Annotated in this window: 10 protein-coding genes, 1 pseudogene and 1 riboswitch; of the genes and pseudogenes, 2 read left to right on the top strand and 9 right to left on the bottom strand. The window is 41.8% G+C overall.

Going from position 1 to position 15,418, the window contains the following annotated elements:
• Nucleotides 1–39: 39 nt before the first annotated feature.
• Nucleotides 40–1,272, bottom strand: coding sequence for a Fic family protein (locus NQS30_RS17660; protein WP_025285546.1), 1,233 nt, complete (start codon nucleotides 1,270–1,272; stop codon nucleotides 40–42).
• Between the two features lie 139 nt (nucleotides 1,273–1,411).
• On the bottom strand, nucleotides 1,412–2,758 hold the full coding sequence (locus tag NQS30_RS17655) for an amino acid permease (RefSeq protein ID WP_007614904.1): 1,347 nt from the start codon (nucleotides 2,756–2,758) through the stop codon (nucleotides 1,412–1,414).
• Between the two features lie 145 nt (nucleotides 2,759–2,903).
• Nucleotides 2,904–2,984: riboswitch (glycine riboswitch) on the bottom strand.
• Nucleotides 2,985–3,282: 298 nt separating this feature from the next.
• Here NQS30_RS17655 and fbp point away from each other — a divergent pair.
• Complete coding sequence (gene fbp, locus NQS30_RS17650) at nucleotides 3,283–5,208, top strand: fructose-1,6-bisphosphatase (RefSeq protein ID WP_163114122.1); 1,926 nt, start codon at nucleotides 3,283–3,285, stop codon at nucleotides 5,206–5,208.
• Nucleotides 5,209–5,247: 39 nt separating this feature from the next.
• Here fbp and NQS30_RS17645 read toward each other — a convergent pair whose 3' ends face one another.
• From NQS30_RS17645 to NQS30_RS17620, 6 genes are all read right to left on the bottom strand, one after another.
• The gene (locus NQS30_RS17645; protein ID WP_015418586.1) at nucleotides 5,248–5,706 is read right to left on the bottom strand and encodes a (2Fe-2S)-binding protein; all 459 of its coding nucleotides are present in this window, start codon (nucleotides 5,704–5,706) and stop codon (nucleotides 5,248–5,250) included.
• Nucleotides 5,699–6,541, bottom strand: coding sequence for an FAD binding domain-containing protein (locus NQS30_RS17640; protein ID WP_033574299.1), 843 nt, complete (start codon nucleotides 6,539–6,541; stop codon nucleotides 5,699–5,701). The genes NQS30_RS17645 and NQS30_RS17640 overlap by 8 nt, the downstream gene beginning before the upstream one ends.
• Entirely contained in the window at nucleotides 6,528–8,858 is a 2,331-nt protein-coding gene (locus NQS30_RS17635) for a xanthine dehydrogenase family protein molybdopterin-binding subunit (protein WP_218791431.1), read from the bottom strand. Before NQS30_RS17635 ends, NQS30_RS17640 begins: the two co-directional genes overlap by 14 nt.
• 5 nt (nucleotides 8,859–8,863) lie before the next feature.
• Nucleotides 8,864–9,484, bottom strand: a complete 621-nt coding sequence (locus NQS30_RS17630; RefSeq protein ID WP_218791432.1) for an NTP transferase domain-containing protein — start codon at nucleotides 9,482–9,484, stop codon at nucleotides 8,864–8,866.
• A complete protein-coding gene (locus tag NQS30_RS17625; protein ID WP_218791433.1) occupies nucleotides 9,481–10,497 on the bottom strand; it encodes an XdhC family protein in 1,017 nt (338 codons plus the stop codon). Before NQS30_RS17625 ends, NQS30_RS17630 begins: the two co-directional genes overlap by 4 nt.
• Nucleotides 10,498–10,565: 68 nt before the next feature.
• Nucleotides 10,566–11,582 (bottom strand): FUSC family protein, encoded by a 1,017-nt coding sequence (locus NQS30_RS17620; protein WP_218791434.1) that lies wholly within the window; start codon nucleotides 11,580–11,582, stop codon nucleotides 10,566–10,568.
• A gap of 233 nt (nucleotides 11,583–11,815) precedes the next feature.
• Here NQS30_RS17620 and NQS30_RS17615 point away from each other — a divergent pair.
• Nucleotides 11,816–12,144: pseudogene (locus NQS30_RS17615) on the top strand (fructose-bisphosphatase class III); the annotation flags it as partial.
• A 95-nt stretch (nucleotides 12,145–12,239) separates the two neighbouring features.
• Here the strand turns inward: NQS30_RS17615 and NQS30_RS17610 are convergent.
• Entirely contained in the window at nucleotides 12,240–15,269 is a 3,030-nt protein-coding gene (locus NQS30_RS17610) for a DEAD/DEAH box helicase (protein WP_160222779.1), read from the bottom strand.
• Nucleotides 15,270–15,418: the final 149 nt, after the last annotated feature.

The following is a 15,418-nucleotide window of genomic DNA, read 5'->3' as shown; positions in this document are numbered from 1 at the left end:
AAGCCGCCATATGAATGGCGGCTTTTTTACATATACTAATTAAGAAGGCAGTATTTCCTCTAAACAATCCTCGCTGATTTTATAAGATTTTGGCCTTCTGCTTACCAGCTCAACAAATCCTTGCTGTTCTAAATAATCCATTACTCTGTTAATTTTATGTCTCGATTTATTTGAGAGCTCCATTAAATCTTGCACCGACAGCGTAACCTGATCATTTACAAATACATTAATCGTGATAATGATATTAAAAATATCACGTTCATCTTTATAATCAGCCCATTGATCGCTATCAATATAGTTCCTAATTCGTTTCAGTTTCATTAAATTAAATTCAAGATCCTCAATAATCCCTTTTTGTCCTGACAGAAGCAACTCCAGCATATCCATTAAATAAAAAGTCAGCTCTCCCCGGTTTAAAGGTGCGGGAATTTCCTCTAATGCCTTATAATACTTATCTTTGTTCTTATTAACTGCGTAAGAAAAAGTGATGGCTGAATATTTTTCTAAGTATCGGGACAAATAACTCCCAACGATAAGGCGTGCTGTTCTTCCATTGCCGTCATAAAAAGGATGAATGTATTCATAGTAGTAATGAGCTGTCATGTAACGATACAGCTGGGGATGTGTTTCATCATGAAGATAAGCAATTAAAGCCTCAAGCGCTTCTGTTATCTTCTGTTCAGAATTAACGCCGATATGGGTGGTCATGTTCCCATCGTTCACTTCAACATAGCCTTTTCTGAATAGCTCACCATCCGGCGCATCTTCTGTTCCGATATCATCTGCGACCAGCTCGTCATATAATTCCCTAAAGTCATGAATGCTTGTAAACGACGGAATTCGGTCTATAAATTGATATGTTTTCATCAATCCGACAAACCGCTTATGTGAGGGCTCGGATTGTTCTAACGCTTTAAGAGCCTCTTTCAATTCTTTTTTTGTACTGCGGATTCCTTCAATTTCATTATTACTCTGTGCTTCATTAATAATTAATTTATCAAAATAAGGTTTGACGGCAAATTCGGGGAGCTGACTGATAAGGGATGAAATTTTGGAACTGTTTAACAACACTTCATTATTCAGCTTCATGAGTTTATGTGTATTCACATAAAATAGCTCAAATGAATCGTCCGTGGGTCGGCCTTTTCGGAACCCCCGTATGTTTAATGATGTTGAATAACTGCCATAGCTGCTTGTTCTCTTTTTAAATTCTTTCTCATATGAATCAGCATCCATTTTATAAAAAAGCTTAGATAACTTCTCATACTTCATATCATCACCTCGCTTAATTTAAAATTATACACTTTTTTAAATTATACAATCATTATAGCCTGATTTCTAACAAATATTCTCGCTTTCCAATCAAAACAAAAAACGGCATACTGCATGGCAGTACACCGTCTGAAGCAATTCAATCTGTCTTTCTCCCTCTTGCCCGATAGATAAGAAATAATCCAATAAACCACAGCGGCGTCAGCAGCAAAGCCGGGCGCGTTGCATCCGCAAACAGCATAATCACCAGAATGACGGCAAACAGTGCCAGCACGGCGTAATTGATAAACGGCGCAAACGGCGCCTTGAAAGACGAGCTTGCATGTAAGTCCGGACGGGTTTTCCTGTATCTGATATGACAGACCAGAATCACGCCCCACACCCAAATGAAACAAATCGCGCTGATGGTGGTCACGATGCCAAAAGCCGCTTCCGGTATCAATTTGCTTAAAAGAGCGCCAGCTGACAGCACAATAACCGATATCCATAATGCGCGGCTCGGCACATGATTTTTATTCAGCTTCGCAAAACTTGCAGGCGCTTGTTTCGTTTTGCTTAAGTTATACAAAATCCGGCTTGTTGAAAACATCCCGCTGTTACAAGCAGAAGCGGCAGACGTTAATACGACAAAATTAATGATTCCCGCGGCTAACGGGATGCCGACCAGACTGAAGGTCTTTACAAAAGGACTTTCCGCCGCATTCAGCTGCATCCACGGATTAATACATAAAAGAATGAGCAATGCCCCGACGTAGAAAAATAAAATCCGCAATGGAATTTTATTGATAGCGGACGGAATATTTTTTTTCGGATTTGACGTTTCCGCCGCCGACACACCCACTAATTCCACACCGACATAGGCGAAGATCACCATCTGGAACGAAAGCAAAAAGCCTGAAAATCCGTTCGGAAACAAGCCGCCGTGCTCCCACAGATTCGCCGCTGAAACCGTTCCGGTATGCGTTTTGAACCCAATCACCAGCAGAACCACACCGATGACAATTAACGCGAGAATCGTGACTACCTTAATTAAGGCGAACCAAAACTCCAATTCTCCAAAAATCTTAACCGTTAACAGATTAAGCCCTAATAAAATGAGCAAACAGATAAGTGCCGGAATCCACTGCGGAATATCAAACCAATATTTCACATACACACCGACGGCGATCACATCAGCCATAGCCGTCATAATCCAGCAAAACCAGTAGGTCCATCCGGTGACAAACGCTGCACGCGGCCCTAAGTACGCCTCGGCAATATCCGTTAATGATTGGTATCCCGCTTTAGATAACAGCAGTTCTCCCAGCGCCCGCATGACGAAAAAAAGCGCAATACCTACAATAAAATACGCAAAGATGATAGAAGGACCCGCCAGCTGAATCGCCTTACCAGACCCTAAAAACAATCCGGTGCCGATCGTGCCGCCAATGGCGATCAGCTGCACGTGCCGATTCGATAAGTCCCTCTTTAGCTCTCGCTGCTCCACATCTGACTCCTCCTTACCTCTCTAGTGAACGACGAGCAAAAAAAGCCAATAAAAAAAGAGATTGGATGCCCTCCAATCTCATGGTCATAAGAATATCAAATTATATCTGCGCCGCTGACAATCAACAGCATGACAAATACATATTCGGTACTCTTCTGTCCTTTTGCCTGAGATTGTGAACCCTTCGGCGCCGCGGAAAACCCGCGGTCTCTCCAGAAGCCGCTCCTGCTGTAGTTCGACCCACAGCAATCATAGCCTGCTACGTATTGAGTTTCTGATAGAAACACCTATCAGCTAACTTTTTATTTTAATGGAACTTGAATGCATTGTCAATAGAGGGATGAGTTGCACGGCGTTATCCCGGTCCAATTTTTGATGCCTGAAGCGCGTATTTTCCGTTTTCATTGTCTCAAAAAGGCGTTATGCGGTACTATCATATAAGGTCTAATCATTTAAACATTATGTCATACTTTAAATTCACTTTATCATACAATTGCTCGTAAATAAAAAGGGGATGGACGAGATTGGAAACGAAATATTTAGATCTGCTCGCACAAAAATACGATTGTGAAGAAAAAGTGGTCACGGAAATCATTAATCTGAAAGCGATACTGAACCTGCCGAAAGGAACCGAGCATTTCGTCAGTGATCTGCATGGGGAGTATCAGGCATTCCAGCACGTGCTGCGGAACGGTTCAGGAAGGGTAAAAGAGAAGATCCGCGATATTTTCAGCGGCGTCATTTACGATAGAGAAATTGATGAACTGGCGGCTTTGGTCTATTATCCGGAAGACAAACTGAAGCTGATCAAACATGACTTTGATACGAAAGAGGCATTAAACGAGTGGTATAAAGAAACGATTCACCGGATGATTAAGCTCGTTTCTTATTGTTCTTCCAAGTACACCCGCTCCAAATTGCGCAAAGCACTGCCCGCCCAATTTGCTTATATTTCTGAAGAGCTGCTGTACAAAACAGAACAAGCCGCCAACAAAGAACAATACTATTCCGAAATCATAGAACAGATCATTGCGCTCGGCCAGGCCGATAAGCTGATCACCGGCCTTGCCTACAGCACGCAGCGTTTGGTGGTCGACCATCTGCATGTTGTCGGCGATATTTATGACCGCGGACCGCAGCCGGATAAGATCATGGAAGAACTGATCAACTATCATTCAGTGGATATTCAATGGGGGAATCATGATGTTCTCTGGATAGGCGCTTATTCCGGCTCAAAAGTATGCCTGGCAAACATTATCCGCATCTGTGCCCGCTATGACAATCTGGATATTATTGAAGACGTTTACGGCATCAATCTGAGACCGCTATTGAACCTTGCCGAAAAATATTACGATGATAACCCGTCTTTCCGCCCGAAAGCGGACGAAAACAGACCGGAAGATGAGATTAAACAAATCACAAAAATTCATCAGGCGATCGCGATGATCCAATTCAAGCTTGAGAGCCCGATTATTAAGAGACGGCCGAACTTTAATATGGAGGAACGGCTGTTACTGGAAAAGATCGATTATGACCGCAATGAAATCACGCTGAACGGAAAAACATATCAACTGGAAAACACCTGCTTTGCGACGGTGAATCCTAAACAGCCTGACGAGCTGTTAGAAGAAGAAGCAGAAGTCATGGACAAGCTGCTGTTCTCTGTTCAGAACTCCGAAAAGCTGGGCCGCCATATGAATTTTATGATGAAAAAAGGCAGCCTTTATTTAAAATATAACGGCAACCTGCTGATTCACGGCTGTATTCCCGTCGATGAAAACGGCAGCATGGAAACGATGATGATAGAGGATAAAGCTTATGCGGGCCGAGAGCTGCTCGATGTATTTGAACGGTTCTTACGGGAAGCGTTTGCCCATCCGGAAGAAACCGAAGATCTGGCGACAGATATGACTTGGTACTTATGGACAGGCGAATACTCTTCCCTCTTCGGAAAACGCGCCATGACAACCTTTGAGCGGTATTTCATTAAAGAGAAGGAAACGCATAAAGAAAAGAAAAACCCGTATTACTATTTGCGTGAAGACGAAGCAGCCTGCCGAAACATCCTGATGGAATTCGGCCTCAACCCGGATCATGGCCATATCATCAACGGCCATACACCGGTAAAAGAAATCGAAGGCGAAGATCCGATCAAGGCAAACGGAAAAATGATCGTCATCGACGGCGGCTTCTCCAAAGCCTACCAATCCACAACAGGCATCGCCGGCTACACGCTCTTATACAACTCTTACGGCATGCAGCTCGTCGCCCATAAACACTTTAACTCCAAGGCCGAAGTGCTGAGCACCGGAACCGACGTCTTAACAGTGAAACGATTAGTCGACAAAGAGCTGGAGCGGAAGAAAGTAAAAGAAACAAACGTCGGTGAAGAACTGATGAAAGAAGTGGCGATTTTGGAGAAGCTGCGGGAGTATCGGTATATGAAGTGAAGAATATGGAGTTCAGGGATGATTCTCTGGGCTCTTTTTTTACGGTTTCCCTGTATGTAAAACGGATTTAACCGCTTCTTCAATCTCCCTATAACCCGTACATCTGCAAATATTGGACTCCAGCCAATTTTTTATCGTGTCATCACTTGCATTCGGCTCAGTATTCACTAAAGCATGACAATTCATGAGAAAACCCGGTGTGCAATAACCGCATTGAAACGCGAATTTTTCAATAAAAGCCTTTTGAATCGGCGTATTGATCAGTCCTTCAATTGTCGTAATGTCCTTTCCTTCCCCTTCTGCCGCAAGCATTAAGCAAGATTTCATCGGCACCCCGTCCGTTAATACCGTACAGGCGCCGCAATCCCCATTTAAGCAGCCCGGTTTTGCACCAGTTAATCCGAGACGAAGACGAAGAGCAAATAACAAAGTATCAGCCGGCCTGACCGTAATCTGTCTTTCCTCGCCATTTACTTTCAACGTAATAGGATCAGACATTTGGACCTCCTTCTAATTCCCGTAAGGCATCTAAAATTGTATTTTGCAAGACAAATATTCGGTATTCACTTGAGCCTTCTGCGTCATCAAGAACGGGTTTGGGTACATACTGTAAAGACCTGCGCACCCTATCTTCTAATGAATAACTTTTATCGTTAAGCACAGCCTCCATTTCAGCAGAACGAAACGGAAATGGACATACGCCGCTGAAGGCCATTCTGATCTCATCATCTTTTTTCAGCGCACAGACTGTCACCAATGGATACCCGACATTCCACTGCTGTCTTCTTTTGATACTGACAAATGGCAGGTCAACGTACGCTCGATCGACAACGACATGAAATAAAAAATCACCTTTTTGCAACTGTATTTCCTTGTTAAATACTTTATTTATGGGACGGTAATGAATCCCCGCTCTCCCTGCAATCCCTATCAAACTATCAGAAATCAACAACGGCAGCACGGCCTCACGGTAATAGATGCCCCCGCAAATGTTTCCGCCCAGGCTGATCTTATTTCGAGTCGTCCGATCGGCTATTTCACTGACTGTTTTACTTAATAGCGGAAATGGATTTTCTTCCTCCAGTTTCGTTAATGACACGCCCGCTCCGATCACCAGATCATTTTCATAAAAGCGGATGGTTTGAAATTCCGGAAGCGCGTTCATATCTATCACCGCATCCGTATAGATGATATTCAGCCTTCCTAACGTGATAATTTCCGTGCCGCCGGAATAATACATTGGTGTTTTCTTTTCGGCCGCAAGCGAGTGAAATAGATTGATTGTTTGTTGAATGGTCTTCGGTTTAAAATAATCAAAATCAAACGGTATCATCTTTCCACCCCTCTTGCGTTCTCCATAATCGTTCGGGAATGAGAGGAAGTTGATTCAATTGGACACCTAAAGCGGCGGACAGGCAATTTCCCAATGCTGCCGGCATCCCCAACAGTCCGTGTTCCCCGCCGCCGCGCGCTCCATAAGGCGCAATCACATGCGGGGTTTCAACAAATTCAATGATATATTCAGGCTGCTCTCCATAGTGAAGGGGGCGATATGTTCTAAGCTGAGGATTTAATACTCTTCCATATGGATCAAATACAAAGGTTTCTCTTCCTCCAAATGCGATTCCCATACTCATCCCCCCCATCACTTGACCCCTTGCAGCTTTTTCATTCAGTACAGTTCCTATATCCACAACAGAATAGGCTTTTGTAATTCGATACGTATAATCCCGTTTATCCAACTCAACTTCAATTCCCTGAGCACCGACAGCCCACTCGGGTCCCGGCTTCCCTCTTCCCGTTTCCCGGTCTAAATTCGTCATCCGGGTTAATGTGTAATTGCCGCTCGCAATGATTTGGCCGCCAATGGTATTTCCATTCGGAAACGTATATCCGTAAGCAATGTCTTTTATTTCAACATGTACAGAAGGATGATCTATAAAATAAACCTTTCCGTCGGCCACTTCCAATTCCTCGACAGGAACCCGCAACACACATGATGCCACGTCTTTCAGCTTTCGAATGGCTTCCTCCGCTGCATTCAGTACGGCTCTTCCGGCCATTAACGTCCCTCTGCTCCCCACGGTTTTCCAATGCTCGGGTGTTGTTTGTGTATCTATAAGCATTTTCACGTGAATTTTGCTTATATCCATTTTCATTCGTTCCGCTAAGATTTGGGCTAGCACTGTTTTTGTCCCTGTTCCAATTTCCACTACCCCTGACATCAAATTAATGCTTCCATCGGGATTAAAGGTTAGAATCACCCCGGATGTTGCATTTGTATCAAATGTTGAGGTTTTCCAAATGCAGCTGATCCCCTTCGCCCGTATCTTCCGGCCGTCGATTTCAATTCGCTGTCCCTCGTCCCAATTCATTAATTCCTTCAATCTCTCAATGCATTTCGGCACATTTCCGACCGTGTTTGAATTGAGAAGAACTTGAGTCGGTGTGGTGTCACCGGGGCGAATGGCATTTTTATAGCGGAGTTCTAATGGGTCCATGTTCAGCTTTTCCGCCAATACATCCATCGTCCGCTCAAAGGCAAATAACACTTCAGCATGGCTGTAGCCCCTGAATGCACTTGGATATGGATGATTCGTATACATACAATATGAATCACACCGTATATGATCGATCGCGTACGGACCCGTACAATCAACCACCGCAGCCCGGCTGATGTCCACTCCTTTATCAGAATACGCTCCGCCATCAAATAAAAGCTGAATGTCCGCCGCCTTTAAGATTCCTTCCTTTGTAGCCCCTAATTTGACAATGGCATCCAACCCGATATGAACGGGAGATGTGATCAGATCCTCTTCTCTCGTATTAAACAATTTGACGGGCCGGCCTCCGACTGCTTTTGATGCCAAATAGGCAATCACCTCTAACTGAACGGCTGCTTTTCCCCCGTAAGCCCCACCTACTAAAGGCGTTTTGACGATCACCTTTCCGGGTTCGATTCCAAAATACCACTGCATTAATTTTTTAATGGCAAAAGGAGCTTGAGAGGATGTGGTAATGATAATCTCCTCATCCGCCCGAATTTCAACAATCGAGCATCTTGTTTCCATCGCAGCGTGATCAGAAGGGTTAAAGGAAATCTGGAATTCTGCTGTCACATCACTTTCCCTAAACCCGTCTTCAGTATTTCCTTTTCTAACCTTATCCAGGTTTGCGATATTGGTCTTCGGAACCGGAAATACACCTTTTGTCTTCTCATAGCGGTCCGCATTTTCATGGACGAGCGGCGCATCCTTTTGAAAGGCCTCACGGGGGGAATTGACGACGGGAAGAGGTTTATAGGATACTTTGATGGCATCCGCTGCCTTTTTAGCTGTAATCGGATTTTCCGCAACAACAACAGCAACCGGCTCACCATGGTATCTGACCCTTTTATAAGCAATCGGCGATCTGTCTTTAATTTCCTCACCTGCAAGCGGAAAAGGTTCGTCACCCAATATCGCTCTCACGCCGGGAATCTTCCAAGCTTCTGAAAAGTCCATAGACACAATATCGGCATGAGCATATGGACTGACCAGCATTTTTGCGTGTAATGTGCCTGTTTCTTGAAAATCATCCGTATATTTCGCTTTACCCGTCACTTTTTCAAGGGCCTCTTTTCGAATGACACTCTTCCCGATATACTCCAACTCATTCACTCCCCGAATTTATTCAGCAGCAGCGTATAATCTTCAACTGTATCGACGTCATAAAAAAGCAAAGGGTCTTGAAAGCTGATCATTTTTCCCATATTGATCATACTTTCACGGATGACATGCCGGGCGCCCTGATCTCCCTTTAACTGATGCAATACCGGAAAACATTGATTTGAGAATAAAATGGGGGGCATAGGAAGATGATGATTTTCAGCGGCGATAAATGAATAGCGGCGCTCCTTTTGATAGGAATCAATTAACGTATTGATGATATCTGCGGTGACAAACGGCTGATCTGCAAGGAGAATGATAACAGCGTCAGCCTCGTACTCTGCCGCTTTTTGTAAACCGCATTGTATAGAATGGCCTTGGCCCTTATCCGCTTGCTCACATTCTGCCTGACTCCACTTATTTGATAAAGGATTTAAAAAGAAAACATCCGAAAGCCAATGCAGTGGATCTCCCTTTCCCGTAATAACGAAAATATGATCTAATTCAGATAACAAGGCATTTTTAAGAGCCATACTTCCGAGGGAGACTCCATTGAGAAATAAACTTCGCTTATCCGTCCCCATGCGTCTGCTTGTACCGGCTGCCAGGTAAATGGCTGCTGTTTTCATAAGAGAGACCTTTGCTTTCGCATTTCTTTAATCATCTCGCCAACAATACTTACAGCAATCTCTTCAGGGCCCTGTGCTCCGATGAGAAGTCCGATAGGGGAATGAATATCCTCCGGAATCTCAGCTCCGCCTAATAGCCGTTCAGTGCGCCTTCTGGGGCCTAATACACCTTTATAAAACACATTCTCGTTTTTTAATGTACGTAAAATGATCTGATCTTTTTGAAAGCTGTGCGTCATTATGACAACAAAATCCCTTTTTGTCATGCTCAGGCCTTCCATGACTTCTTCCGGTGCTCCTGTTATCAAATGGCCGGCTTCAGGAAAATGGCCGTGATGACATAAAGCGGGACGCCAGTCAATCACCGTCACATGAAAGCCCGCATGAGCTGCCAACGAAACTAACGGCTTCGCATCTTCCCCTGCTCCGAAGACATATAAACAAGGTTTTGGCACCATCTGATGGATAAAAAATAAATCAGAGGTATGTTCATCCCTCTTGATTCCCTTTTCCGTCTGTCTCAGTTTTTGAATACGGCCTTGTTCCATAACATCCCCGGTTCCAAACACTTCGCCGTCTTCCACTATGTACAGATCTTCCTTCGGCTCTAACGTTTTAGTGAATCGTTTCATTCGGGTCACAGACTTTTTTTCATCTAAGCATGTCTTGACTGTCATCAGATGTCGTTCCAATTCCCCTTTTACAGGCTCAAGTAAAACCGTCAAAACACCATTACAGCCAATGCCCTGTCCCCAGGATAAATCGTCTTCCGCGCTCATATCAAAGCGGACAATCACCGGCTCTCCTGCAGCCCAGACCTGTTCCGACCGTTCAACGAGGTCTTCTTCCAGACAACCGGCGGATAACATTCCGACTCTTGTTTTATCCCCTAAAATCAACATCGAAGCCCCTTCTTTCTTATAAGCGGACCCCTCTGTTTTAATAATGGTAGCCAGTACCTTAGCTTTTTTAGAAGTGGCGATGACATCCAAAATCCGGTGTATATCATCCATTTCATGTCCCCCGTTTTACCTGATCATATCTGCATCTGTATATCCGTATTCTATAATTCCAGAAAACATTACAAACGCTTCAGCAATTTCTTCGTTTCTAAAAAAAAAGAGTCTTTATAGACCTTATGACCGGGCGGCGGATGCGACAGCATGTCGGAACGGAGAGATTCCAATAACACGCTCTGTTCCTTCTGTTTCCAATTGTCTGTTTCACCCTGTTGTATGCCTTTAAAGCCCGCAAAGTATTCACTTAACACTTGTAAATCATTGCCCAGCTCCCTTTTGTCACTTGAAGATAAAGCTCCTTCTTTTTCCCATTCTTTTAACGTTTTCACTATATTTGATAAATACTCAAATCCGGCGTTCAACTTTTGCATCTCAATTTGATAGCTTGAAATGATGTTTTTATGTTTTTTTCTGACGGGGTTGAATTTTAAGCTGTCAGAGGCTGTTTGCAGCATCTCTTTTGCCGTATGCAGCTCTTGCAGAAGATTGTTCATTCTATACGCCATGAGGTTTCCTTTTCCTTGTCCCCACTCTGATTGCACCCATTTGGAAAGGTCTGAAAGTGTGCCGGAAAGCTGACGAGCCAATGTTTGAAAAGAGTCCGCTGCCTTTTTTGTATAGTCCGGCGGAAAAAGGAACATGTGAACCAGAATGGCGATGATGACGCCGATCACCGTATCGATGATTCGGTCGAATGCATAATCTTTAGAGTTTCGCTCAAAGGTAAATACCAATAAAATGGTGAGCGCTACCTGATGTAAAACCGTTACATCTATTCGCAACCACTTGGCAATATAGGTTCCGCCTAATAGCAACAGCCCCAGCATCCAGCCATTCATTGGCAAGTGACTGACAAGATAGGATGTTAGCATGACCCCAATCGCAGTTCCCGCAATACGATGAAAAGAAAAGCGAATTGACTGATCTATCGTTGGCTGCAAACATAAAATAACAGAAAGAGGCGCTAAATAGGGGTGATCAGAGCCGACCAGTTTTGCCGCTTCCCAAGCAACAGCAGATGCAATCGCCATCTTCCAAACCAAAGATGTTTTGTTTTGAATTTTTTTACTCTTCATCATATCCCCCTCCTTTCAGAAACCTTTTCCACTAGGTTTCCGTGACGCAAAGGGATTTATACTGTCGTATGGAAAATGCGGAAGAAGCTGTGATTCAGAGGGGGATTCTTGAATGACGGCTTCTTTTTTGGGGTTGGGGAAGCATTGGGAAACGATGCATTATTGAGGACTCGTTGCAGTAAATGCGCTTTAAGAAACGTGAGGTGAAGTTTTGGCTAGCGGAGAAATGTAGTCAATTAAAAGAAAGCAAAGGAGAAAATCCGATCAAGGCAAACGGAAAAATGATCGTCATCGACGGCGGCTTCTCCAAAGCCTGTCAATCCACAACAGGCATTGCTGGCTACACGCTACTGTACAACTCCTATGGCATGCAGTTCGTCGCCTATAAACACTTTGACTCAAAGGCAGAAGTTCTGAGCATCGAGACTGACGTCTTATTAACAATGAAAAGATTAGTTGACAAAAAGCAGGAGCGGAAGAAGTTAAGGGAACGAATGTGGGTGAGAAACTGCTGAAGGAAATGGCTATTTTGGAGAGGTTGCAGGAGTATCGGTATATGAAGTGAGGGCTGTGGGGTCCAGAGATTATTCTCCGGGCTCTGTTTTACAATCGATTACAAATCATCAAAAACCTCTCAAATAAAGTTTGAGAGGCTCACTATCAAACATGAAAAGTATTCATATTGCGATCAGACCTTATGATTCCGTCTACATTCTCGGCAATCGATTTATAATTTTGTTTTTTTGATAAACGATCATAATCCCCAACAATATAAAACTCTTTTTTTGCACGTGTAACTGCAACATTAATTAAATTAGGCTTTGAGCACGACCAATTTGCCGCTCCATCACTATTTTGATCCGTCCCCACTACAAAATAAACAGTGTCGGCTTCCTTTCCTTGAAAAGTATGAATAGTTCCTATTGAACTGCGAGTCCAATCATTCACCATTTTCTTTGGTACGCCCAATTCTGCCAACCGCTTTTTAATCGTTTTTTTGAGGCCATCTTTTACTGCTGTAAAAGGAGTGATAACATATATATCAGGAGCATTTGATGCATTTTTCCATTCAGAATAAATTTCCTCCGCTACTAAATCTGCCTGTTCTTTTACAAACTGTTTATTAGTCGCTACTCCCTTACAGTCAAACCATCCGCTTCTCCCTTTTTTCTTTACAGCTAAAACCATTTTATTATCATAAGCAATTTGATTGGAGATTGTAAACATCGGATCTAAGCATCTCCTGTGAACCCATAAAGGAGCGCCTACCCACTGTCCTTTACTGCTATACATTCCAAATGGATTCGCCATATCCGCCAGTGATTGTACAGAACTCCCTATTTCAATAAACCTATCTTCAATACCATAATATTTTTTTATATCTCCTAATATTGTTCGATCAATGGTAACAACCGGTTCTATCTGGATTGGATCACCAACAACGATAGCTTTTTGAGACCTCCATAATGCACCTGCCGCTTGTTGTGGAGTAGCCTGCCCCGCTTCATCAATAAACAAGTAACGAATAAAATCGCGTCCAATTCCTTTATACATTGTTCGAACACTGGCAAAGGTTGTACTGATTACTGGTGTGATTAAATGAATTACTCCCCACATATGTTGTAAACACGTTCTATGCTCAGTCTGATTTAAATCTAACTTACTTCGATAATTTAACAAACGCAGACTTGATTTTATCGCGTTATAATTAAATATCAAAAACATTTTGTGAATCTTCATACCCTTCAAAAAAAGAAGTCCTCTTTCAAAATTCAATTCATCTGTTAGCCAGGGAGTATTTAATTGCCTATATTCGTATGTACTTTGAGTATCACTCCAATAATGATCATCGGGTATCACTAATCCCTGTTTATTGTATTTATTGTTGATAGAATCCCAAAAGCTGTTTAACTCTAACCTCATTTGATTTGATCTCTTTTGCAAGAGACTCAATTCTTTCTCTTCAATTTTTATTTTCATAGTTAGTTCCTTCAATTGACCCTCTAGCTGTAATCTTTTATCTCTCTTTTTGTGAAAAATTCTTTGAAAAAAGGTTGGTTTAGATAGTGATAACGCGTAAATTTCTTGCTCTAATAGCTGCTTCTTCTGTTTATAATGATCTGCCTTTAACACCGACTTTTCCTTTTCTACCTCTAACAACAATAGCTGATTATCTACCTCTCTAATTTTCGCAAAATTTTCACATAAAGATTGCAGCTCTGCTTTTTTCTTTTTTACTGACTTCAATGTTTGTCGGAAATCTGCTACAGCATCTTTCCAATCTTTCAAGCTTATTTTTTTATATTCCTGTTCCAATTGTTCAATGAATGACAGTTCACACTCGTCATTATTTCTATAATAAAGTTTTTTAAAATAATGCGATATATTCCCTGACTTTCCTAAAGATGCCGAAAATAAACCCCAAGTATCTGTATTTTCTTTGAGAAGAGCTTTTGCAGCAAAGGGATACAATGATAATTCCTCTGCTTCTAATGCATATGCTTCTTCATAAGAAGAAAATTCACTTTTATCCGTAACTTTTCGTATTATTTCCTCTTTTTTTGGAAGGTCGTTTGAAATATTTTCAACCGCACCATTATTACTTGAAGCCACTACCATAGAATACTGATTAATAGATTCATTTATTTCATAAATAGTATATGGATAGCCATCTAAATCTAGTTTCTTCACCTTTTTCAAAGCTTTTTCAGGATGTTCAAAACACGCCATTTTTTCTGCTTTTTCAACCATAAGATTTGCAAAAATATCTTTTAACAGTGTTGTTTTTCCTGTTCCTGGTGGGCCATTCACAGAACTTATCTTTTGATTGTTATTTATAATTTGATTTACAGCTACTTGCTGCATTAAGGATAATCTATGTTCTACAGGGGACGGCCACCTGCCGTTAGGTACATTTTTAGGTTGCAAAACATCTTCAATTACAACTCTATTTTCATCAATGTTCGTTCTATTATCGACCCCTTCAATAAATTTCCGTAGTGTTTCATTTTCTCCTTGCGTGATGATGTCACTCAAGTCATCTAAGAAAAAACTATGAAAATTATTTACCCCTCCCTCTTGTCCAACCTTTAAAATTTCTTTCTCAAAATAGTGAAGTGCCAGGTTATCTATTCGTAAAAAATAACGCTCGTAAACTTCTAGTACTTTCTTAAGGGCTTTCTCTGTTACTCCATTCACAAAAATAACATCAACCTGTTCCTCAAATAGCTTCAATTGATCTCGAAATGTAATCATTAAATCATCATATGTTACTTCAAGATGTTCGGTTATTAATTTCATCACATACATAAGTACAGGAACAAAAACAGAATCCTTTACATAATTGCCTGTTTGGTCAACTAAAAAAGACACGCTAAATAGCATTTTCTGGTCTCTATTTATCATTTCTTCATTATTTCGGAATAGATCACGTAGATAACTAACAAGTTTATGTTGCTCAAAGCAACCTAAATAGTAACGAAATTGAATAAATTTTTTATCAGAATCCTTTAAATGATGCCTCTCCCAAGGCCTTTCAGAAAAAAGAACTTGTTCTGTTTTCTTTCGTTGTTGACCATCTAAAAAATAGTTTCTGCCCAATTCATCTCCTATACCATTAACTACGCTTGGTGATAGAGCCTCAACTAAGTGCCATGCCTTTAATACAGAATTTACATCAATCTTTCCCATAATTCCCTCCTATTTTGTCAAAGTCAATCGGTTATTATTCTTTATTGATCCAAATGGAACCATTCTCTCTTCTCTTTTTTCGACACAATTGAATATATATTGAATAAATACTACATCTTACTTTTACTCTAAGATTACCTTGTCAATTT

This window comes from Bacillus sp. B1(2022), from assembly GCF_040259625.1.
GTDB classification, from domain to species: domain Bacteria; phylum Bacillota; class Bacilli; order Bacillales; family Bacillaceae; genus Bacillus; species Bacillus velezensis.
Note: the sequence above shows the minus strand (reverse complement) of the source record. Positions and strands in the feature narration are given on the sequence as shown.

What these genes read in the sequence shown, in the direction of transcription:
- NQS30_RS17660 (WP_025285546.1), bottom strand. Translation starts at nt 1,272, where the DNA reads ATGAAGTATGAGAAGTTATCTAAGCTTTTTTATAAAATGGATGCTGAT.
- NQS30_RS17645 (WP_015418586.1), bottom strand. Translation starts at nt 5,706, where the DNA reads ATGTCTGATCCTATTACGTTGAAAGTAAATGGCGAGGAAAGACAGATT.
- NQS30_RS17640 (WP_033574299.1), bottom strand. Translation starts at nt 6,541, where the DNA reads ATGATACCGTTTGATTTTGATTATTTTAAACCGAAGACCATTCAACAA.
- NQS30_RS17630 (WP_218791432.1), bottom strand. Translation starts at nt 9,484, where the DNA reads ATGAAAACAGCAGCCATTTACCTGGCAGCCGGTACAAGCAGACGCATG.
- NQS30_RS17625 (WP_218791433.1), bottom strand. Translation starts at nt 10,497, where the DNA reads ATGGATGATATACACCGGATTTTGGATGTCATCGCCACTTCTAAAAAA.
- NQS30_RS17620 (WP_218791434.1), bottom strand. Translation starts at nt 11,582, where the DNA reads ATGATGAAGAGTAAAAAAATTCAAAACAAAACATCTTTGGTTTGGAAG.
- NQS30_RS17610 (WP_160222779.1), bottom strand. Translation starts at nt 15,269, where the DNA reads ATGGGAAAGATTGATGTAAATTCTGTATTAAAGGCATGGCACTTAGTT.